Consider the following 20,551-nt stretch of genomic DNA (forward strand, 5'->3'; position numbering starts at 1 on the left):
CCCCGCCCGGGAGGGCTAAAGCGCCGACTCCCACGTCACCGTCGTGCCCCGCGCCCCCGATTCCGTACGGCCGTCGTCCGCCACCGTCAGGCGGACCCGGGACGGGACCGCGTCCACCTCCACCTCGATCGAGGTGACCTCGCTGCGCCGGTGCGCCGCGGCCAGCGCGCCGCGCAGGGCGGACAGCAGGTCGCCCGCCACCGGCTCCGGGAGCAGGGCGTCCACCGCGCCCGCGAAGTGCACGGAGGGCTGGAAACCGAACAGGACCGCCGCCCCGCCCGTCTCGCGCAGGACCCGGCCCCGGAAGGTCGTCGGGGCGTCGGTCGGCGGCTGCTGGAGGGCGAAGATGGCCGTCCGGACCTCCTGGATGGTGGAGTCCAGCTCGTCGACGGCGCGGCTGAGTTCGTCGCCCACCGTGTCTCCGGACGGGGCGTTCGAGGAGCGCCGCCGGGTGCTTTCGAGCATCATCTCGGTGGCGAAGAGCCGCTGGACCACCAGGTCGTGGAGGTCCCGGGCGATCCGGTCGCGGTCCTCGTACACCGCGAGCTGCTCCCGGTCGTGCTGGGCGTCCGCCAGTACGAGGGCCAGCGCGGCCTGGGAGGCGAACTGCGAGGCGAGCAGCCGGTCCACCGCGTCGTACGGGGGGCCGCCGCGGGTGCGCGGCAGGGCCAGGGTGCCGATCAGCTGGCCGCCGCTCTGGAGCGGGAGCATCATGCTGGGCCCGAACCGCTCCCGGACGTGGGTGGTCATCCGGGGGTCCGTCGCCGAGTCCTCTATGAAGACCGGCTCGCCGCCGAGGAGTTGTTCCAGCACCGGGGAACCGGGGGCGATCGCCGTCCCCACCAGGTCCCCGGGGTCTCCGTGCGTGGAGGCGGCGACGATCTCCATGCCGCCCGCGGGGGTCGGCTGGAGCACCACCCCGGCGGCGGCGTCGGCCAGCAGCCGGGCCCGTTCGGCCACGCACATCAGGGCGTCCGCCGCCGGCCGTCCGGCCAGCAGGGTCGTGGTCACGGCGGCGGCGCCCTCGATCCAGCGCTCCCGGCGGCGCGCGGTCTCGTAGAGCCGGGCGTTGCCGATCGCTATGCCCGCCTGCGAGGCCAGGACGCGGAGCAGGGCGAGGTCCTCGTCCGTGAAGGGGCCGCCCCGCTTCTCGGTGAGGTAGAGGTTCCCGAAGACCTCCGTGTGCACCCGGATCGGGACGCCCAGGAAGCTGCGCATGGGTGGGTGGCCGGGCGGGAGCCCGGCGGCCAGGGGGTCCTGGGTGAGGTCGTCGAGCAGCAGCGGGCGCGGATCGTCGATGAGGACCCCGAGCAGGCCGGAGCGGCCGTCCGGCAGGCGGGGGATCGCGGCCCGCTGGGCCTCGGTCATCCCGGAGGTGAACAGCTCGGTCAGCCGGCCGCGCTCGGGGTCGACGACCCCGAGCGCTCCGTACCGCGCCGCGCACAGCTCGGTCGCCGAGTCCACGACGTGCTGGAGGGTGGCGCGCAGCTCCAGCTCGGAGCCGACGCTGAGCACCGCCTCCAGCAGGACCGGCAGGCTCGCGGTCTCGCCCTCGCCCTCGCCGGTCTCGCCCTCGCCGGTCTCGCCCTCGCCCGTCCCGCCCTCGTCGGTCTCTCCCTCGCCGGGCTGCTGCTCGTCGGGCTGCTGCCCGGCGTCCGTCATTCGGCCAGCGGGTTGAGAACCATGGGGGCGATCTTCCCTTCGAGCATCGCGCCGAGGCCGAGTACGGCGCACACGTCCGGCCGTTCCGCGATGGCGACGGGCATTCCGGTGGCGTCCCGCAGCATCTGGTCCAGGCCCGGCAGCAGGGCGCTGCCGCCCACCATCATGATCCCCTTGTCCGTCAGGTCCGCCACCAGGTCCGGCGGGCAGTCCCGCAGTACCTTGCCGATGCCGTCGAGCACGGCGGTCAGCGGCGTGTGGATGGCGTCCCGTACGGCTGCGGTGTCCACGTGGACGGAACGGGCCAGTCCGGTGGCCACGTCGCGGCCGTGGATCAGGGTGGAGGCCGGCCCCTCGGAGGTGATGCCGTTGCCGTGCAGGGCCAGTTGGAGCGGCCGGACGGCCTGGCTGGGCAGCATCAGCTCGTGCGCGTGGCGCAGGTGCTGGACGACCGCGTGGTCGATGGCCTCGCCGCCGACCGGGATCCGCTCGGCGGTGACGATCGAGCCGAGGGAGAGGACGGCCACCTGGGTGGCGGCGGCCCCGCACACCATGATCATCGTCGCGGTCGGCTGTTCCACGGGCAGGCCGCAGCCGACGGCCGCCGCGATCAGGGTGTCGACCAGTTCGACGCGGCGGGCGCCGAGCCCGACGAGGGTTTCCACGGTCGCCCGCTGGGCCAGCGGGTCCGCGTCGTGCGGGGTGCAGGCGGCGGCCCGCAGCCGCGGCTTGCGGCGCAGGGCCCGGCGCAGCTTCTCGCCGAGCAGGTGGCGCAGCATCCGCTGGGCCATCTCGATGTCGACGACGGTGCCGCCGGAGACGGGGCGCACGACCCGGATGTAGTCGGGTGTGCGGCCGGTCATCCGCTCGGCGAAGGTGCCGACGGCGATGAGCGCGCCGGTCCGGGTGTTCACCGCGGCGACGCTGGGCTCGTCGACCACGAGGCCGGCGCCCTTGACGTACACGCGGGTCCTTGCCGCCCCCAGGTCGACGGCGACGTGGCAGCGGCGCAACTGCTCAAGACTGACGGTCACGGCAGATCCTCCGAGAGCACTGACGCAAGAAGACCGGCGGAACTGCCGGTCGCTTTCATATCATCTCGGGTATTTCGGAGTTATCGCCCGTTGTGCTGCTCCGGTCGGGGGTGGGGCGCGGCTGCATGGGGGTGGATTTCTGTACCGACAGGCAGCACCATGCCCGCACCGCACGCGCTACTCGCGCGTAACAAGGTAAAGGGGACTCGATGCTGACGACCCGCCAGAGGGTGCCGGCGTTCCTGACGCTCTGCCTGGCCCTGCTCGCGCCCTTCCCGGCCCATGCCGCCGACCGGGTCAATGCCGCCACCTCCGAGCAGGCGGCTCCGCGCAATCCGGTGGTCTTCGTGCACGGTTACAACGCCGATCCCGGCGTCTGGGGAGCCCTGCGCGAGGACCTGCGCGCCACCGGGTACGCCGACTCGGAGCTCTTCTCCTTCGGTTACGACACGCACCAGTCGGTCAACGAGGTCCTCGCCGGGCGGCTCGCCTCCTACGTCGAGGACGTCCGCCGCCAGACCGGCGCGGCCAAGGTCGACGTCGTCTCGCACTCCTTCGGCTCGCTGGTCAGCCGCTGGTACGTCAGGTTCGGCGGCGGCGCGGCCACCGTGGACCACTGGGTCTCGCTCGCCGGAACCAACCACGGCACCTCCACCGCGTGGGCCTGCGCCCTGTGGGACCAGGCCTGCCGGGACATGACCCCCGGGTCGTACGTGGTGAAGAACCTGAACGGCGGGGACGAGACCCCCGGCGCGGTGAAGTACGCGACCTTCTGGTCCAACTGCGACGAGGTCGTCAATCCGGACGACAGCGTCCCGCTGGCCGGAGCCGCCAACACGCCGGTCGGCTGCCTCAAGCACAACGACCTGCTCGGCGACGACGCCACCTCGGCCGGCGTACGCGCCTTCCTCGCCGCCTAAGCGCCGTCGCCGCCTAAACGCCGTCGCGGTCGCCGACGCGGTCGCCCTCCTCGAACGAGACCCGCTGGAGCAGGCCGTACGTGAACTCCGCGACGTACGGCCTGCCCCGCGCGGCGAAGGCGAGGCGCCAGCGGGTCGGCGCGGTGCCCTCCATCGGCCGCACCGGCGCGAAGGCCCGCGCCACCTCGTCCACCGTCGCCGACCAGGGCCGCAGGTCCTGCGGCGACTCCAGTACGGGCCCCCGCGCGCCCGGGGCCCGTACCAGCCACTCGTTCCACACCGCCCCGTCGGGCGCGGCCAGCACCTCGAAGCGCAGGTCCGGCCAGAGCGGCACCGGCCACAGCAGGGCCTCGCACTCCAGATCGCCGATCGTGCGGCGCTCGGAGGACTCCGGCGCGCCCAGCACCGAGCGGTAGCGGGCCAGGGCCCCGCGGGAGCGGGGTGACCGCACCATCGCCTGCCAGCGCTTGTTGGCCTCGCGCTGGTCCGCGAGCGAGGCGCCCAGCCGGCGGCGGGCCTCGTCGGCGAGGTCCGGCTGGAAATCAGACATCCGCCGCAACAGCACCAACTGGAAGGCGGCCGGCCCGAAGAAAGTCATGGAGGAAACGATTCCACACAGGATCCTTACGTTCTCGGGATCCGGATGTTGCCGCCGACCACGTAGCCTGCGGGCGCCATGAACTACTGCCACGCGTGCCGGAGGCACCTCAACGGCGCACTGGCGTGCGCCGGGTGCGGAACCCCGGCCGAGTACCTGATGCCCGCCGCGCCCGGCTTCGTGCCCGCCCCGGCGGCGCCGGTCGTCGACGAGCCGCCGGTCGCGCTGGCCGACGTGTTCGCCGACTCGCTCGTCGTGCTGTCCGCCCCGAACGAGCGCAGGGCCGGTGCGCGCCGCCGGGCCACGCACCGCAGGCGCCGCCGGACGCTGCTGACCTTCGGGCTCGGCCTGCTGATCGCGGCCGGGGGCTCGCTGGCCGTGGTCCACATGGCCACCGACGGGCAGCGCACCGACCGGGCCGCCAACGTGGTGCTGACCGACGAAGGTCCGCAGCAGCCCGCCCCGCTGCCCGAACTGCCGACCTCGGGCGCGCCCACGGGCCCGGGGTCCGGGAAGGCCACGGCGAAGGCCACGGCCGCGGGCACGAAGAAGGCCGGAGCCGGGGCGCCTTCCGGGGGCGTCGCGCAGCCGGGATCGATGACGTCGGCCCCCGCCCCGGCGACGTCGGGGCCGGTGTCCGGTAGTCCTGGCCCCGGGTCATCCGTACAGGCGAGCGGGTCGGGCACGCCTTCGCCGGGCGCTTCCGGCAGCGCGCCGCCGCCGCCCCCGCCGTCGCCGTCGCCCACGCCCAAGCCGACGAAGAGCTGCGTGCTCTGGATCTTCTGCTCGTGACCCGCTGCTCGTGATCCGCGGCTCGTGATCCTCTGCCGGTGAGCGGCCGGGTCAGCCCAGCATCCGCCTGAGCAGGTCCCGCAGCACCGCCCGCTCCGCGGGGGACAGACCCGCCAGCGGTTCGCGTGCGAAGTCCAGCGACTCGCGCAGTCGCTCCGCGGTCTGCACGCCCTCCTCGGTGGGGGCGGCCAGTTTCACCCGGCGGTCGGCCGGGTCCGGGCGGCGCTCGACCAGCCCGCGGCTCTCCAGCCGGTCGATGATGCCGGTCACGTTGGAGGGCTCGCACCGCAGCTTCTGCGCGATGCGGCGCATCGGCATCGGCTCCAGGGAGAGCAGGTTCAGCACCTTGGCCTGCGCGCCGGTCAGCTGGTGGCTGGCGGCCGCGTGCTCGTACTCCATGTGGTAGCGGGCCACGACGTCGCCGATGAGCTCGACGACCTCGACGGTGACTGGGTCTGTGCGACGACTGGGCATGGGTCCAGCGTACCCATTTACTTGACAACATGAAATATCTAGGCGCATGGTTGTTTCACCTAGTGAAGCAATTTTCTTCCTTACCCAGGAGCGCCGCATGTCTGTGATCCCCGCCGTCAGCCGCGAGTGGCACCTCGTCCGTCGCCCGCAGGGCTGGCCCGTCGCCGAGGACTTCGCCCTGCGCGAGGTGCCCGTCTCCGCAGAGCCCGCCCCCGGCCGGATCCTCGTGCGCAACCTCCACATGTCCGTGGACCCGTACATGCGCGGCCGGATGAACGACGTGAAGTCGTACATCCCGCCCTTCCAGCTGGAGCAGCCCATGGACGGCGGCGCGGTCGGCGAGGTCGTCGCCTCCGCCGCCGAGGGCTTCGCGGTCGGTGACCACGTCCTGCACGGTCTGGGCTGGCGCGAGTACGCGGACCTCGACGCGAAGCACGCCACCAAGGTGGACGCCTCGCTCGCCCCGCTCTCCGCCTACCTCGGCGTGCTCGGCATGCCGGGCCTGACCGCCTACGCCGGGCTCTTCGAGGTCGCCTCCTTCAAGGAGGGCGACGCCGTGTTCGTCTCCGGCGCGGCCGGTGCCGTCGGCGGCCTCGTGGGCCAGTTCGCCAAGATCAAGGGCGCGTCCCGGGTGATCGGCTCGGCCGGCTCGGACGAGAAGGTGACGCTGCTCACGGAGAAGTACGGCTTCGACGCCGCCTTCAACTACAAGAACGGCCCCGTCGGCGAGCAGCTGAGGGACTCCGCCCCCAAGGGCATCGACGTCTACTTCGACAACGTCGGCGGGGACCACCTGGAGGCCGCCATCTCCTCCCTGAACGTGAACGGCCGCGCCACCCTGTGCGGCGCGATAGCCCACTACAACGACACCGAGGCCGCCCCCGGTCCGCGCAACCTGGTGCAGGTCATCGGCAAGCGGCTGCGGCTGCAGGGCATCCTCGTCAACGACCACGCCGGGCTCCAGCCGCGGTTCGTCCAGGACGTGGCCGGATGGCTGCGTTCCGGGGAGCTGACGTACGACGAGACGGTCGTCGAGGGCGTGGAGAACGCGCCCTCCGCCTTCCTCGGAATGCTGCGCGGCGAGAACACCGGAAAGATGATCGTTTCTTTCACCGGTTAGGCTCACTGCACACCGTCGTGACCGTGGGCGCGAGTCGCGGCGATTACCAGGAGGATTTCCTTACATGTCCATCCAGCAGTCCGACGTCGCGTACACCGCCGTAGCCACCGCCGAGAACGGCCGTGACGGTCGCGTCGCCACCAACGACGGCCAGCTCGACGTCGTCGTGAACCCGCCGAAGGAGCTCGGTGGCAGCGGCGCCGGCACCAACCCGGAGCAGCTGTTCGCCGCCGGCTACAGCGCCTGCTTCCAGGGCGCCCTGGGCGTCGTCGCGAAGAACGTGAACGCCGACATCTCCGGCTCCACGGTCACCGCCGAGGTCGGCATCGGCAAGAACGACGACGGCTTCGGCCTGATCGTCAAGATCTCCGCCGTGATCCCGAACGTGGACGCCGCCACCGCCAAGGACCTCATCGAGAAGGCCCACCAGGTCTGCCCGTACTCCAAGGCCACCCGCGGCAACATCACCGTCGAGCTCGCCGTCTGATCCGGCCCCCGCTCGCCGAAGGCCGCACCCCGCTCCGGGGTGCGGCCTTCGCCGTGAGCGCGCCGGGAACCACCCCCTAAACTGCCCCTCATGCGTGATCTTGCGGGGGGTTTCCGGTATCTGCTGGCCGGACAGCGATGGGTGCTGCGGCACGGCCGGTGGCTGGGCTTCGGGCTGCTGCCCGGGCTCGTCTCGTTCGCCCTCTACGCCGGCGCGCTGGTCGGCCTCGGCTACGGCGCCGACGACCTCACTGCCTGGGCCACGCCCTTCGCCGACGGCTGGTCCTCTCCGTGGCTCGGGCTCTTCCGCGGCTTCCTGACCGCGCTGGTCTTCTGCCTCGGGCTCTTCCTCGCGGTGATCACCTTCACCGCCGTGACCCTGCTGATCGGCCAGCCCTTCTACGAGTCCCTCTCCGAGCAGGTCGACCGCAGCGAGGGCGGCGAGGTCCCCGAGTCCGGGCTCCCGCTCTGGCTGGAGCTGTGGGTCTCGGCCCGCGACAGCGTGAAGGTGCTCGGCCGGGTGCTGCTGTACGGGATCCTGCTCTTCGCCCTCGGCTTCATCCCGGTGATCGGGCAGACCGTGATCCCGGTGCTCGGCTTCTGCGTCTCCGGGTACTTCCTGACCCAGGAGCTGACCGCCGTCGCCCTCCAGCGGCGCAAGGTGGACCTGCCCGACCGGCTGGTGCTGCTGCGCTCGCGCCGGATGCTGGTGCTGGGCTTCGGGGTGCCGCTGGTGCTGGCCTTCCTGGTTCCGCTGGTCGCCGTGTTCCTGATGCCGGGCGCGGTGGCGGGTGCCACGCTGATGGCGCGGGACCTGATGCAGGGTTCCGCGCCGGAGGCGGAGACGGAGGCGGACGGGGGAAACCGCGAGCCGTCCGCGCCAATGGTCAACGGCTTCGGTCCGCCGCCGGTGTACTAGCCGGGGACTTCGCAGCCCGGGAATCCGGACCCGCCCGGCCAGGTCTCGTCACCGCCCGGCCCGCAGTAGCGTGATGGCGCCCGCCGTGTCCTCCCCGCCGTGGGCGGCCGGGTCCGCGGCCAGCCGGCGCCGCAGCAGGTCCACGTACGGGGAGATCAGCTCGGTGCTGACGCCCTGCTCCTCGGCGGTGCGCAGCATGGTGCCGCTGCCCGCGACCTGCATGGCCAGGTTGGACACCACCCCCGAGGTGAAGTCCCGCGAGGTCAGCCGCTCGGCGGCGTTGCCGACGAAGAAGCCCATCGCGCCGAGCCACTCGGACAGCAGCGGAGCCAGGTCCTTCGGGGCGATGTCCTCGCCCTCGGTCAGCGCGTAGGCCTGCGAGACACCGGCGAACATCCCCCACATCGCGCTGAGCAGCGCCACGTCGTGCAGCGCGGCGTGCCCGGGGTCCTCGCCGACGAAGCGGGCCCCGGCCGGGACCTCCAGGGCCGCCCGGTGGGCGTCGAAGAGCGGGCGCGAGCCGCTGTAGAAGACGTACCCCCCGGCTTCGGGGACGCCGATCATCGTGGGCGTGGCCATGATCCCGCCGTCCACGAACCGGGCCCCGCGCTCCTTCGCCCAGGCCGCCCGGGCGCGCCCCTCGGCCGGGGTGCCGGTGGTGAGGTTGACCAGGTCCTTGCCGGTCAGGTCGATGCCGTCCAGGGCGGAGCCGACGGTGGCGTCGTCCAGCAGGCAGACCACCACCAGCGCGCTCGCGGCGACCGCCGCGGCGGGGCTCGCGGCGACGACGGCTCCTTCGGCGGCCAGTGCCTCGGCCTTGGCGGCGGTGCGGTTCCAGACGGTGAGGGGGTGCCCGGCGGCGAGCCAGGTGCGGGCGAGGGCGGTGCCCATGTCGCCGAGTCCGAGCAGGGTGAGCGGGATTCGCGGTGTGTTGTCGGTCATGGCGTTTAGCCTGGTGGCAGGCCGTGAGGCACTCAAGTACGCACTTCGGAGTGGGTGGTTACCCCGAAGTGAGCGAGCAGGTGGGGAGGGGTGGCCCGATGGCGCTGACACGGAGGCCCGGTGCGGATCACTGCGGGATCGCGGCGGCGATGTCCGTGATCGACGGCAAATGGAAGGTCTCGATCCTGTGGGAGCTGAACCAGCGCCCGCGCCGCTTCGGCGAGCTGCGCCGGCTGGTGCCGGGCGTCTCGGAGAAGGTGCTCGCCGCGCAGTTGCGCGAGCTGGAGGCGGACGGCATGGTCCACCGCGAGGTCTATGACGAGGTCCCGCCGCGCGTCGAGTACTCCCTGACCCCGCTCGGCCAGGACTTGAACACGGCCTTGGAACCCCTGGGCGAGTGGGGGGTCAAGCACCTCCTCCCCGACACCGCCTGAGCGGCGGTCAGGCGGCGTCGACCTCCACCGTCACCACGCAGGGCGTACGGTCGTCCGCCGCGGCGAGCAGGGCACCGCCGGGCGCCCACACGGCCGCGCCCCCGCAGCCCGTCCAGGGGCCCGCCGGGCCGACGTGGTTGGCGAGGACCACGTACAGGCCGTGCTCCTCGGCGATGCCCGGGTGGATGGTGTCGCGCTCACGGATCCCGTCGCCCGTCCCGTACAGGGAGCTCGCGAGGTGGACCCGGCAGCCGTCGGCCGCGCCCCGGCCGGGCAGCTCGGGGAAGTGGTTGTCGTAGCAGACGCCCAAGGAGAAGCGGATCCCGCCGAGTTCGAAGCGCCCGTCGCCCTCGCCGGGCCGGAAGACCTGCTGCTCGTGCCGGAAGAGGTGCTGCTTCGCGTACGTCGTCACGTGCGAGCCGTCCGCGTCGTGGACCAGCGTGGCGATGGCGGGGAGCGGGCCGCCGGTGGGCAGGGCGACATTGACCGCGGTGGCGATGCCGGCCGAGCGCAGCGGGTCCAGCCGGGGGTCGTCGGCGCCCGTCCACAGGCCGGGGTCGGCGGCCAGCGCGTCCAGCTCGTAGCCGGTGAGCGTGAACTCGGGGAACACCACCAGCTCGGCGCCCTGTTCGCGGGCCCGGCCGGCGAGGGCGGCGGCCCGCGCGGCATTGGCGCGGACATCGGCGGGGACACAGGTCATCTGCGCTGCGGCGATCTTCACCCGGCTCAGGATGCCAGCCGGCCGGCGACCTCCTTCAACAGGGTCAGGAAGGCCAGGGCGGCGGGGGAGGGGGCGATCCCGCGCGGGGTGGCGGCGTAGACCTGGCGGCGCGGGGTGTCGTCCGGGTGCAGGGGGACGAGCGCGAGATCGGCCCGGGCCGAGGAGGCGGCGAGCGCCGGGATCAGGGTGACGCCGAGCCCGGCCGCGACGAAGCCCTGCTTGGCGATCCAGTCGGCGGCGACGAAACCCGTACGCGGGCGGAAGCCTCCGGCCAGCGCGGAGTGCATGAGGGTCTCCTCGGGCCGGGTGCCGGCCGCGATCCACTCCTCGTCGGCCAGTTCGGCCAGCCGTACGTCGGCGCGCCCGGCGAGCCGGTGGCCGCGCGGGAGGGCCACGTACATCCGCTCGTCGAGCAGGTGGTGCGCGGTGCAGTCCCGAGGCGGCTGCCCGGAGGTGTCGGCGACGACGGCGAGGTCGAGCTCCCCGGCGGCGAGGAGGGCCAGGTGCTTGGCGGAGGGGCCCTCGGCGCGGGTGACGGTGACGGCGGGGTGGCGGGTCCGGAAGGCGGCCAGCGCGCGCGGCAGCAGCGCGGCGTCGGCGGTGGAGAAGGCGCCGATCCGCAGCCGCCCGGCGCCGAGGGTGCGCAGCGCGTCGAGTTCGGCGCGGGCGGTGCGCAGCCGCTCGCCGACGGCCTCGGCGTGCGGGAGCAGGATCCGTCCGGCCTCGGTCAGGCGGACCCCGCGCGGGAGGCGGTCGAAGAGCGCGGTGCCCCACTCGTCCTCCAAGGTCTGGATCTGCCGGGAGACCGCGGACTGGGTGTAGCCGAGGGACCGTGCGGCGGCCGTGAAGGAGGCCAGGCGGGCCACGTGCAGGAAGACCTCGTACAAGCCGTGCGGAGTGGGCATGGCAGCCATGCTAGACATTCGCTTGTCGCATGCCGGGGCCGCATCTAGCGTCGGGGACATGGACACAGCACAGAAGATCGCCTTCCTCGGCCTCGGTCACATGGGAACCCCGATGGCCCGTCATCTGCTGGCCGGGGGACATGACGTGACGGTGTGGAACCGGTCGCCGGGCAAGGCGGAAGCGCTGGTGGAGGCGGGTGCGGCGGTCGCGGCCACGCCCGCCGGGGCGGTCCGCGAGGCGGACCTCGTCATCACGATGCTGGCCGGCCCCGAAGCCCTGCGGGCCGTCGCCGAAAGCGTGCTGCCGGCCCTGCGGCCCGGCGTCCACTGGATCGACACCTCGACGGTGGGTCCGGAGGCGGTGCGGGAGCTGGCGGGGCGGCTGCCGGCGGGGGTGACGCTGACCGACGCGCCCGTGATGGGCAGCGTGGACCGGGCGGCCACGGGGCAGTTGTGGGTGCTGGCGGGCGGCGACCCGCTGCCCGGCCCGGTCCGCGAGGTGCTGGAGGCGCTCGGTGAGGTCACCGAGTGCGGACCGGCGGGCGCGGGCGCCGCGCTCAAGCTGGTGCTGATCAACGCGGTGGTCGGCGGGGTCGGCCTGGTGGCCGAGGCGCTGAGACTGGGCCGGGAGCTGGGCCTGCCGCAGGAGCTGGTCCGCGCCGAACTGGCCCGCGGACCGCTGGCGGGCGCGGTAGCCCGTACGTACGCCGACGCGTCCCACTTCCCGGTGGCCCTGGCTGCGAAGGACGTGGCCCTGGCCACGCGGTGCGCCCCGCTACCGATCCTGGAGGCGGTGCACGCCACGCTCACCGCGCGGCCGGAGCTCGCGGACCTGGACCTCTCCCGCATCCGGCCGGACGGTGGCGCCGCCGCCTGACGGCCGGACGGCGGCGCCGCCGTCTGACCGTCAGGCGGTGACGGCCAGGGACTCCAGCATGACGTGGTGGTCGGAGAAGGCCGAGTCGGCCACCGAGCACCAGCGCCGGGGCTCACTGCCGAACAGGTAGTCGATCTTCGCGCCGGAGGAGTGCGTGGCCCGGCCGGTGCGGGAGGCGCCCGTCTGGTCGCACTCCTGGTAGCCCTCGGTGCCGGGGCCGGTCGAGTAGAGGCCCGCGGGCCACACCCAGGCGGCCGAGTTGTTCGGGGCGTCCGGGGAGAGCGAGTTGAAGTCCCCGCCGAAGACCGTCTTGGGGAACGTGTTCACGATGGCCTTGATCTCCGCGAACTGCTCGTCCCGGTAGTCCCAGGTCGGGTGGTCCGGGTTGCTGCCCAGCGGCGAGGCGTGGACGTTGCAGAGCCGGACGTCCCAGTACACCGCCGTCGCGCACTGGAAGGGGCGCTGCTGGCCGACGTACGGCTGCGTCAGCGGGTACTCCTGGGCGTCCGCCATCTGGCCCTTGATCACGATCGCGGTTCCGATGCGGTCGGCCCGCCCGTCGTCCTCACCGCAGCGGCTGTTCCACTTCCCGGCGGCTCCCTGCGACCACTGGTACGCGGCGAAGCTCTTGTTCCAGCCCGGCCCCAACTGGCTCATCAGCGCGGTGAGGTCGTCCTCGCACACCTCCTGGAGCAGTGCGACGTGGACGTAGTTGTTCTGGACGTGGTACTTGACCACGTCGATCTTCTGCTGCGGAGTGCCGGTGCCCTCGCAGTGCCAGGTGGAGCGCTGCGAGCCGCACATGTTCCAGGACATGACCTGGAGGTTCTTCGTTTCGGCGGCCACGGCCGACGGCGTTCCCAGGCCGGCGGCGAGCAGGAGCGCGATCAGCACCCCCGCGGTTCTCTTCAGCAATCCGGACGTTCCCACGAGCTAGCCACCCCTTTGGTCGGACCTTGTCGACGATCAAGGTATCCGGCGGGTCGGCCCGGCTCAGCCGGGGGTCCCGGGGCCTCGCAGCAGGGTCAGGAAGGAGCGGAACGCGGCGGGCATGTCCACCGATTCGGGGGCGAGCAGCCACTGGTACTGCAGGCCGTCCATGACGGCGGTCAGCAGCGGGGCCGCCTGCTCCGGAGTGAGGCCGGAGGGCAGGCGTTCGCCGAACTCGGCGCGCAGCACCGCCGCCATCTCGCCGCGGACCTGGGCGTAGCGCTCGGTGAAGAACTCCCGCGCGGGGTGCCCCTCGGTGACGCTCTCGCCGAGCAGCGCCGAGAAGGTCTGCACGATGCCCGGGCGCATGGCGTTGTACTCCACCAGGGAGGCCAGCAGGTCCAGGCGCCAGGAATCGGCCGAGGCGCGCGAGCCGCCGCCCGTGTCCCAGCGGTCGCGCTCCTCCAGCACCGCGACCAGCAGGGCCTCCTTGGTCGGGAAGTAGTGCAGCAGGCCCTGCTGGGTCAGGCCCACGCGTTCGGCGACCGCCCCGAGGGACGCGCCCCGGTAGCCGCGCTCCGCGATCACTTCCAGGGCCGCGCGGACGATCTCCCCGCGGCGTTCCTCGCTCCTCGCCCTGACCATCGCCCCGGCGCCCCTTCCGTTCACAGCTGCCAGCAGGACCGTACGCCATTCATATGTCACGAAGAGATTACGAACCCTACCGCTTAACAGGTAACGGGTCCACGATGGGGGCACCGCACCCCACCGCACCCGCACCCGCACCCAACGAGGAGGCACGGCCGTGACCGATGCCGATCAGGCCCGCGAGAACGCCGTCGAGGCGGCGCTGGGCAAGCTGGATCTCGACACCAAGGCCCGGCTGCTGGCCGGCCAGGACATGTGGTCCCTGCCCGCCGTCCCCGAGATCGGGCTGGAGTCCCTGGTCATGTCCGACGGCCCCATCGGGGTCCGCGGCGTGCGCTGGACCGCCGACGACCCGTCCATTGCCCTGCCCTCCCCGACCGCGCTCGCCGCCGCCTGGGATCCCGCCCTCGCCCGCCGGGCCGGCCGGCTCCTCGCCCAGGAGGCCCGCCGCAAGGGCGTCCACGTCCTCCTCGCGCCCACCGTCAACCTGCACCGCTCCCCGCTCGGCGGCCGGCACTTCGAGTGCTACTCCGAGGACCCGTACCTCACCGGCGCCATCGGCACGGGCTACGTGAACGGCGTCCAGGACGGCGGGGTCGGCACCACCGTCAAGCACTTCGTCGGCAACGACGCCGAGACGGAACGCTTCACCGTGGACTCCGTCATCGCCCCGCGCCCGCTGCGCGAGCTGTACCTGGCGCCCTTCGAGGCCATCGTCGCCAATGCCCACCCCTGGGGCATCATGACCGCCTACAACCAGGTCAACGGCACGACCATGACCGAGCACCAGTACCTGGTGAACGAGGTCCTGCGCGGCGAATGGGGCTTCGACGGCTACAACGTGTCCGACTGGATGGCCGCCCGCTCCACCACCGGCGACATCCAGGGCGGCCTCGACGTGGCCATGCCCGGCCCCACCACCGTCTACGGCCCCGCTCTCGCCGAGGCCGTCCGCGCCGGGGAGGTCCCCGAAGCCGCCGTCGACGCGGCCGTGCGCAACGTCCTGCGCCTCGCCGCCCGCGTCGGCATCCTGGAGGGCGCCCCCGCCGTGGTCGACGCGCTCCCGGCGCAGGTCGACGGCCAGGCCCTGGCCCGCGAGCTCGCCGCCCGCGGCTTCGTCCTCGTCCGCAACGAGGCCGTGCCCAAGAGAAGCGCCGCCCTGCCGCTGGACGCCGCCGACGGCCGCACCGTCGCCCTCATCGGCGCCGCGGCCCGTGACGCCCGCGTCCTCGGCGGCGGCTCCGCCACCGTCTTCCCCGAGCGGATCGTCTCCCCGCTCGACGGCCTCACCGCGGCCCTTCCGGACGGCACGCTCACCTTCTCCGTCGGCGCCGACCCCTCCGACGAACTCACCCCCGCCGACAAGGGCTTCGAGCTCCGCGCCGTCTGCCGCGACGCCTCCGGCGCCGTCCTCGGCGAAGGCAGCCTGCCGTCCGGCCAGGTCCAGTGGATCGGCGACGACCTGCCCGCGGGCGCCACGTACGAGACCATGGCGAGCATCGAGGTCTCCGGTACGTTCGTGCCGCGCGAGAGCGGCGAACACGCCTTCGGCACCCGGGGGCTCGGCGCCTTCGCCCTCGCCGTCGGCGGGCGGACCCTCTGGGAGGGCGTCCAGGAGATGGGCAACGAGGCCGACCCCTTCGAGGCCTTCTTCGGCGCCCCCAGCGAGCGCGCCCGCATCGACCTCACCGCCGGGGAGCCCGTGGCGGTGTCGCTGACCTACCAGGTCCCCGACGTGTCCGCGCTGCCGCTCAAGGCCGTCATGTTCTCGCTGCTCCACCTCGGCCCGCAGCGCGACGCCGACGAGCTGATCGCCGAGGCCGTGGCGGCCGCCCGGGCCGCGGACACCGCCGTCGTGGTCGTCGCCACCACCGAGCGCGTGGAGTCCGAGGGCTTCGACCGGCGCGACCTCACCCTGCCGGGCCGCCAGGACGAGCTCGTGCGCGCCGTGGCCGCCGCCAACCCGAACACCGTGGTCGTCGTCAATGCCGGCTCCCCGGTGGAACTCCCGTGGCGCGAGGAGGTCGCCGCCGTGCTGCTGACCTGGTTCCCCGGGCAGGAGGGAGGGGCCGCGCTGGCCGACGTACTCCTCGGGGACGCGGAGCCGGGCGGGCGGCTGCCCACGACCTGGCCCGCGCGGTTCGCCGACGCGCCCGTCACCGAGGTCGTCCCCACCGAGGGGCGACTGGAGTACCGCGAGGGGCTCTTCATCGGCTACCGGGCCTACGAGAAGCACGCCGTCGTCCCGGCCTTCCCCTTCGGGCACGGACTCGGCTACACCGACTGGGCCTACGAGTCCCTGGAGGTCACCGCCGACAAGGTCCGGGTCCGCGTGACCAACACCGGCTCCCGGCCCGGCCGCGAGGTCGTCCAGGTCTACCTGGCGCCCGTCTCCGCCTCCGACGGTGTCGAGCGCCCGGCGAGCTGGCTGGCCGCCTTCGCGGGCGTCGAGGCGGGCCCCGGCGAGAGCGTCGAGGCCGAGATCGCCCTGCCCGCCCGGGCCTTCGAGATCTGGGACGAGCAGGCCCGCGGCTGGCGGCGGATCGGCGGCACCTACGAGGTCCGCGCGAGCCACTCGCACGGTGACACGCGCCTCACGGCCGCGCTCGAGATCGCGTAACACACCGTAACCACCGCAATGGCCGGAAATCACCCCTGAAAGCCGGTCCGGGGGCGGGCCCTGACACTCGCCCCCGGACCTTCCGTGCACGCCGGCGTCAACGCGGCGGTTCGGCCGCCGTCACCTGGCGGTGCGCCAGTTCCGCCAGCCGTGCCTGCCCGTCCTTGCCCGGATGGAACCAGTCCCAGCGGCTCAACTGATCCGCCGCGAAGGGGTACTGGAACACCGCGCCGCCGTCGTAACGGCACAGCTCGTCCTTCGCGCAGACCTCGCGCAGCACCTCGTTGTACTCGACCACCCGCGCCCGCACCTGCTCGCGCCGGGCGGTCGCCCCCGAGGCCGCCGACAGCGGATCGGCGAGCATCGACTGACAGATGCCCAGCTTCCAGATCTGCCGGACCATCGGGCTGTCCTTGCCCTGCTCCCACAGCCGTTGGAGGTCCGGAACGCTGGAGACGTACACCTGGGAGGCGGGGGACGCGGCCCGCAGATCCTTGAGGGCCTTCTCGAATCCCGCCCGGAATTCCGCGACCGGAGTCATCGACGAAGCCGTGGGCCGGCAGGCGTCGTTCGAGCCCACCATGACCGTGACCAGGTCGGGCTTGTGCGCGGCGGCCCCGGCCAGCTGCCCCGGCAGGTCCGCCATCCGAGAGCCGGTCACCGCGTAGTTCCAGCTGCGGGCGGGCGCCTCGGTGTCCCCGAGGAGCCGCGCGGCGAGGGAGCGGACCGCGGGGTCGTTGCCGGTGGCCCAGGAGACTTCCGGGCAGTCGGCCAGCACCGAACAGGCGTCGAAACCACGTGTGATGGAGTCGCCCACCGCCGCGATCGAGGCCGGCGCGGTGTTCCAGCGCGGCGCCGCCTGGGCCCCGCGTTCGCCCCTGTCCTGCGACCCGCCCGAGCTGCACCCGGTGACCGCCGCGGCCAGCAGCACGACCGCCGTACCCGCGCCCGCGAGAGTCCGGCGCGCGCGGGTGCGCGGAGCGGTGGTGCGCATCGGAAGGACGCCTCCTTGTCGCCCCCACATCGTTCGGGGGGTCCTGCTGAGTGAAAGCTCTGTGTTTACGGGCCTTGGAGCGACCGTACGTCACACCATGACCCCTGGCGCACGGTAGCTTTTTCCCGTGGCGTTTCGGCCGCAGGTCCCGTAGCGCAATGTCAAATAATTTCCGTTACATTACATCACGTCACATACTGTCCGTTTTCTGGAGTTTATTCCCGACCTCGTCCCACACTGGAGGTCCCGGTGACGACACGTGGAGTTCTGTACGTGCATTCCGCACCGCGCGCGCTCTGCCCGCATGTGGAATGGGCTGTTGCGGGCGTGCTCGGGGTGCGGGTGAACCTCGACTGGATCAGACAGCCCGCCTCCCCGGGCACCTGGAGAGCCGAGTTCTCCTGGCAGGCCGAAGCGGGCACCGCATCGAAACTCGCCTCCGCACTGCGTGGCTGGCACCTGTTGCGCTTCGAGGTGACCGCGGAGCCCTGTCCGACCGCCGAGGGCGAGCGCTACAGCTCCACCCCGGAGCTCGGCATCTTCCACGCCGTCACCGGCATGCACGGCGACATCCTGATCCCGGAGGACCGGCTGCGCGCCGCCCTCGCCCGCTCTGCGCGCGGCGAGACCGACCTGGAGGCGGAGATCGCCAAGCTGCTCGGCAAGCCCTGGGACGACGAACTGGAGCCCTTCCGCTACGCGGGCGAGGGCGCCCCGGTCCGCTGGCTCCACCAGGTGGTTTGAGCTTCGGCCCAACACGAAGGGCCCCGCACGGCAGTCGCCGTGCGGGGCCCTTCGTGCGTACGGAACTCAGACGCTTCGGAACGCCAGGGTCACGTTGTGGCCGCCGAAGCCGAAGGAGTTGTTGATCGCGGAGATCGGGCCGTCGGCCGGCAGCTTGCGGGGCTCGCCACGGACGATGTCCGCGTCGATGTCCTCGTCGAGGTCGTCGAGGTTGATCGTCGGCGGGGCCAGCCGGTGGTAGAGCGCCAGCACGGTCGCGACGGTCTCGATACCACCCGCGCCACCCAGCAGGTGACCGGTCATCGACTTGGTCGCGGAGATCGCGATGTGGTCGAGGTCGTCGCCCAGCACCTTGCGCAGGGCCTTCAGCTCGGCCGTGTCACCCTGCGGGGTCGACGTGGCGTGCGCGTTCACGTGGACCAGCTCGGCCGGGTCGAGACCCGTGTTGTCGAGCAGGTTCTGCACCGCGGCCGCGACACCGCGGCCCGTCGGCTCCGGCTGCGCGATGTGGTGGCTGTCCGCGGACAGACCCTGGCCCAGCACCTCGCAGTAGACCCGGGCACCGCGCGCGGCGGCGTGCTCGGCGGACTCCAGGACGACGACGCCCGCGCCCTCGCCCAGTACGAAGCCGTCACGGGCCTTGTCGTACGGGCGCGAGGCCTGCTCGGGGTTCTCGTTGTTCTTGGACATCGCCATCATGTTGGCGAACGCGGCGATCGGCAGCGGGTGGATCGCCGCCTCGGTGCCGCCCGCGACGACCACGTCGGCGCGGCCGGTACGGATCATCTCGACGGCGTAGCCGATGGCCTCGGCGCCGGAGGCGCAGGCGCTGACCGGAGTGTGCACGCCCGCGCGGGCGTTGACCTCGAGGCCGACGTTGGCCGACGGGCCGTTCGGCATGAGCATGGGGACGGTGTGCGGGGAGACCCGGCGCACACCCTTTTCCTTCAGTACGTCGTACTGGTCGAGCAGGGTGGTGACGCCGCCGATACCGGAGGCGATCACGGTGCCCAGGCGCTCGGGGACGATGGACTCGTCCTCGCCGGCCGGGGCGGTGTAGCCGGCATCGGCCCACGCCTCACGGGCGGCGATGAGGGCGAACTGGGCCGAGCGGTCCAGCTTGCGGGTCAGCGGGCGGGGCAGAACCTCGCTCGGGTCCACGGCGACCCGGGCGGCGATCCGGACCGGGAGTTCGGCGAAGCGCTCGCCCTCCAGGGGCTTTACGCCGGAACGGCCGGCCAGCAGACCTTCCCAGGTCGAAGCGCTGTCGCCACCCAGCGGAGTGGTTGCGCCGATACCGGTGACGACCACGGTGCGATTGGTCGGGCTCACAGGAATTCTTTCTCCACGTCTCAAGGGTGCTGAATTGTCACGGCGCCACCGCCAGGTGGCGACAAACGCTCGTCAGGCTCAGGCCTGGTGCTTCAGGATGTAGCTCGCGGCGTCGCCGACCGTCTTGAGGTTCTTGACGTCCTCGTCCGGGATCTTGACGTCGAAGCGCTCTTCGGCGGCGACGACGACCTCGACCATGGACAGGGAGTCGACGTCCAGGTCGTCCGTGAAGGACTTGTCGATCTCGACGTCCTCGACGGGGATGCCGGCGATCTCGTTGACGATCTCGGCGAGACCGGCGACGATCTCTTCCTGCGTGGCGGCCATGTGGCGCTCCTTCTGTGGGTAACTGGGTAAATCAGACCGGGATGTGGATCCCGGCCCTAGGGGAGGGTAACGACCGTCGCGGCGTAGACGAGTCCCGCCCCGAAGCCGATGACGAGCGCGGTGTCGCCGCTCTTCGCTGCTCCGGTCGCCAGGAGCCGCTCCATAGCGAGCGGGATCGAGGCGGCCGAGGTGTTGCCGGTGGTCTCCACGTCACGGGCGACCGTGACGTGCTCCGGCAGCTTGAGAGTCTTCACCATCGAGTCGATGATCCGCATGTTTGCCTGGTGCGGAATGAAGACGTCCAGGTCGTCCGCGGTGATTCCGGCGGCGTCGAGCGCCTGCTGGGCCACCTTGGCCATCTCGAAGACGGCCCAGCGGAAGACCGCCTGACCCTCCTGCGTGATGGCCGGAAACTTCTCGCCGCCGTCCTTGCCGAGGTACTCGTCCCACGGCACGGTCTGCTTGATGGTGTCGGACTTGTCGCCCTCCGAACCCCACACCGTGGGGCCGATGGCCGGCTCGTCCGAGGGGCCGACGACCACGGCGCCGGCGCCGTCACCGAACAGGAAGGCCGTCGCGCGGTCCTCCAGGTCGGTCAGGTCCGAGAGCCGCTCCACGCCGATGACCAGGACGTACTCCGCCGAGCCTTCCACCACCATGCCCTTGGCCAGGGTCAGGCCGTAGCCGAAACCGGCGCAGCCGGCGGAGATGTCGAAGGCGGCGGGCTTGACCGCGCCGATCCGGTGCGCGATCTCGGTCGCGACGGCGGGGGTCTGCTTGAAGTGCGAGACCGTCGAGACGATCACGGCACCGATCTGCTCCGGGGAGACACCGGAATCGGCCAGCGCCTTGCCCGAGGCCTCCACCGACATCGCGGCGACGGTCTCCTCGGGCGAGGCCCAGTGCCGGGTCGCGATGCCGGAGCGGGAGCGGATCCACTCGTCGGACGAGTCGATGGTCTCGAGGATGACCTCGTTGGGCACCACACGGGTCGGGCGGTAGCCACCGACGCCGAGGATGCGGGCGTACGGGGAGCCCTTGGCCGGCTTGATCTTGGACATGCTGTGTGGGC

The 20,551-nt window shown here is 72.4% G+C and carries 22 protein-coding genes; 9 read left to right on the forward strand and 13 right to left on the reverse strand.

Features of this window, described 5'->3' with window-relative positions; all coding sequences use genetic code 11:
* Nucleotides 1-15: 15 nt before the first annotated feature.
* On the reverse strand, nt 16-1,662 hold the full coding sequence (locus tag ACZ45T_RS05855; RefSeq protein ID WP_468437855.1) for a sensor histidine kinase: 1,647 nt from the start codon (nt 1,660-1,662) through the stop codon (nt 16-18).
* Nucleotides 1,659-2,696 (reverse strand): rod shape-determining protein, encoded by a 1,038-nt coding sequence (locus tag ACZ45T_RS05860; protein WP_468437857.1) that lies wholly within the window; start codon nt 2,694-2,696, stop codon nt 1,659-1,661. Before ACZ45T_RS05860 ends, ACZ45T_RS05855 begins: the two co-directional genes overlap by 4 nt.
* A gap of 209 nt (nt 2,697-2,905) precedes the next feature.
* On the opposite strand from ACZ45T_RS05860, the gene ACZ45T_RS05865 reads away from it, so the two are divergent.
* Nucleotides 2,906-3,616, forward strand: coding sequence for an esterase/lipase family protein (locus ACZ45T_RS05865; protein WP_468437859.1), 711 nt, complete (start codon nt 2,906-2,908; stop codon nt 3,614-3,616).
* Nucleotides 3,617-3,629: 13 nt separating this feature from the next.
* On the opposite strand, the gene ACZ45T_RS05870 is transcribed toward ACZ45T_RS05865, so the two are convergent.
* A complete protein-coding gene (locus tag ACZ45T_RS05870; RefSeq protein WP_468437861.1) occupies nt 3,630-4,214 on the reverse strand; it encodes a hypothetical protein in 585 nt (194 codons plus the stop codon).
* Between the two features lie 78 nt (nt 4,215-4,292).
* Here ACZ45T_RS05870 and ACZ45T_RS05875 point away from each other — a divergent pair, with 78 nt between their 5' ends.
* Nucleotides 4,293-5,006, forward strand: a complete 714-nt coding sequence (locus tag ACZ45T_RS05875) for an SCO2400 family protein (protein WP_468437863.1) — start codon at nt 4,293-4,295, stop codon at nt 5,004-5,006.
* Nucleotides 5,007-5,057: 51 nt separating this feature from the next.
* Here the strand turns inward: ACZ45T_RS05875 and ACZ45T_RS05880 are convergent, their stop codons facing one another.
* Entirely contained in the window at nt 5,058-5,480 is a 423-nt protein-coding gene (locus ACZ45T_RS05880) for a MarR family winged helix-turn-helix transcriptional regulator (protein ID WP_468437865.1), read from the reverse strand.
* 97 nt (nt 5,481-5,577) lie between these two features.
* On the opposite strand from ACZ45T_RS05880, the gene ACZ45T_RS05885 reads away from it, so the two are divergent.
* From ACZ45T_RS05885 to ACZ45T_RS05895, 3 genes are all read left to right on the forward strand, one after another.
* Nucleotides 5,578-6,600 carry an NADP-dependent oxidoreductase gene (locus ACZ45T_RS05885; RefSeq protein ID WP_468437867.1) on the forward strand — a complete coding sequence of 341 codons (1,023 nt, stop codon included), beginning with the start codon at nt 5,578-5,580 and terminating at the stop codon, nt 6,598-6,600.
* Between the two features lie 64 nt (nt 6,601-6,664).
* The gene (locus tag ACZ45T_RS05890; protein ID WP_468437869.1) at nt 6,665-7,087 is read left to right on the forward strand and encodes an organic hydroperoxide resistance protein; all 423 of its coding nucleotides are present in this window, start codon (nt 6,665-6,667) and stop codon (nt 7,085-7,087) included.
* A gap of 90 nt (nt 7,088-7,177) precedes the next feature.
* On the forward strand, nt 7,178-8,005 hold the full coding sequence (locus ACZ45T_RS05895; protein ID WP_468437871.1) for an EI24 domain-containing protein: 828 nt from the start codon (nt 7,178-7,180) through the stop codon (nt 8,003-8,005).
* A 48-nt stretch (nt 8,006-8,053) separates the two neighbouring features.
* Here the strand turns inward: ACZ45T_RS05895 and ACZ45T_RS05900 are convergent, their stop codons facing one another.
* Nucleotides 8,054-8,947, reverse strand: a complete 894-nt coding sequence (locus tag ACZ45T_RS05900) for an NAD(P)-dependent oxidoreductase (RefSeq protein ID WP_468437873.1) — start codon at nt 8,945-8,947, stop codon at nt 8,054-8,056.
* A gap of 98 nt (nt 8,948-9,045) precedes the next feature.
* Between ACZ45T_RS05900 and ACZ45T_RS05905 the strand changes: the two genes are divergently transcribed.
* Nucleotides 9,046-9,381, forward strand: coding sequence for a winged helix-turn-helix transcriptional regulator (locus ACZ45T_RS05905; RefSeq protein WP_468437875.1), 336 nt, complete (start codon nt 9,046-9,048; stop codon nt 9,379-9,381).
* Between the two features lie 7 nt (nt 9,382-9,388).
* On the opposite strand, the gene ACZ45T_RS05910 is transcribed toward ACZ45T_RS05905, so the two are convergent.
* Together ACZ45T_RS05910 and ACZ45T_RS05915 are read right to left on the reverse strand one after the other, a co-directional pair.
* Nucleotides 9,389-10,102 carry a carbon-nitrogen hydrolase family protein gene (locus tag ACZ45T_RS05910; protein WP_468437877.1) on the reverse strand — a complete coding sequence of 238 codons (714 nt, stop codon included), beginning with the start codon at nt 10,100-10,102 and terminating at the stop codon, nt 9,389-9,391.
* A gap of 5 nt (nt 10,103-10,107) precedes the next feature.
* On the reverse strand, nt 10,108-11,016 hold the full coding sequence (locus tag ACZ45T_RS05915; protein WP_468437879.1) for a LysR family transcriptional regulator: 909 nt from the start codon (nt 11,014-11,016) through the stop codon (nt 10,108-10,110).
* Between the two features lie 49 nt (nt 11,017-11,065).
* On the opposite strand from ACZ45T_RS05915, the gene ACZ45T_RS05920 reads away from it, so the two are divergent.
* Nucleotides 11,066-11,884, forward strand: a complete 819-nt coding sequence (locus ACZ45T_RS05920) for an NAD(P)-dependent oxidoreductase (protein ID WP_468437881.1) — start codon at nt 11,066-11,068, stop codon at nt 11,882-11,884.
* Between the two features lie 30 nt (nt 11,885-11,914).
* Here ACZ45T_RS05920 and ACZ45T_RS05925 read toward each other — a convergent pair whose 3' ends face one another.
* Nucleotides 11,915-12,799, reverse strand: coding sequence for an endonuclease/exonuclease/phosphatase family protein (locus ACZ45T_RS05925; RefSeq protein ID WP_468437883.1), 885 nt, complete (start codon nt 12,797-12,799; stop codon nt 11,915-11,917).
* Nucleotides 12,800-12,877: 78 nt separating this feature from the next.
* Nucleotides 12,878-13,459: a TetR/AcrR family transcriptional regulator gene (locus ACZ45T_RS05930; RefSeq protein WP_468438023.1), complete on the reverse strand. Its 582-nt coding sequence runs from the start codon at nt 13,457-13,459 to the stop codon at nt 12,878-12,880.
* A 160-nt stretch (nt 13,460-13,619) separates the two neighbouring features.
* Here ACZ45T_RS05930 and ACZ45T_RS05935 point away from each other — a divergent pair, with 160 nt between their 5' ends.
* Nucleotides 13,620-16,082: a beta-glucosidase gene (locus ACZ45T_RS05935; RefSeq protein ID WP_468437885.1), complete on the forward strand. Its 2,463-nt coding sequence runs from the start codon at nt 13,620-13,622 to the stop codon at nt 16,080-16,082.
* A 97-nt stretch (nt 16,083-16,179) separates the two neighbouring features.
* Here the strand turns inward: ACZ45T_RS05935 and ACZ45T_RS05940 are convergent, their stop codons facing one another.
* The gene (locus tag ACZ45T_RS05940) at nt 16,180-17,076 is read right to left on the reverse strand and encodes an SGNH/GDSL hydrolase family protein (RefSeq protein WP_468437887.1); all 897 of its coding nucleotides are present in this window, start codon (nt 17,074-17,076) and stop codon (nt 16,180-16,182) included.
* Between the two features lie 249 nt (nt 17,077-17,325).
* Here ACZ45T_RS05940 and ACZ45T_RS05945 point away from each other — a divergent pair, with 249 nt between their 5' ends.
* Nucleotides 17,326-17,820: a DUF3145 domain-containing protein gene (locus ACZ45T_RS05945; protein WP_030160508.1), complete on the forward strand. Its 495-nt coding sequence runs from the start codon at nt 17,326-17,328 to the stop codon at nt 17,818-17,820.
* 66 nt (nt 17,821-17,886) lie between these two features.
* Here ACZ45T_RS05945 and fabF read toward each other — a convergent pair whose 3' ends face one another.
* From fabF to ACZ45T_RS05960, 3 genes are all read right to left on the reverse strand, one after another.
* Complete coding sequence (gene fabF / locus ACZ45T_RS05950) at nt 17,887-19,152, reverse strand: beta-ketoacyl-ACP synthase II (RefSeq protein ID WP_468437890.1); 1,266 nt, start codon at nt 19,150-19,152, stop codon at nt 17,887-17,889.
* Between the two features lie 78 nt (nt 19,153-19,230).
* Entirely contained in the window at nt 19,231-19,479 is a 249-nt protein-coding gene (locus tag ACZ45T_RS05955) for an acyl carrier protein (RefSeq protein ID WP_360899160.1), read from the reverse strand.
* A gap of 56 nt (nt 19,480-19,535) precedes the next feature.
* Nucleotides 19,536-20,540: a beta-ketoacyl-ACP synthase 3 gene (locus tag ACZ45T_RS05960; protein WP_468437892.1), complete on the reverse strand. Its 1,005-nt coding sequence runs from the start codon at nt 20,538-20,540 to the stop codon at nt 19,536-19,538.
* Nucleotides 20,541-20,551 lie beyond the last annotated feature (11 nt).

The sequence above is a fragment of the Streptomyces sp. NPDC030995 genome, assembly GCF_055571215.1.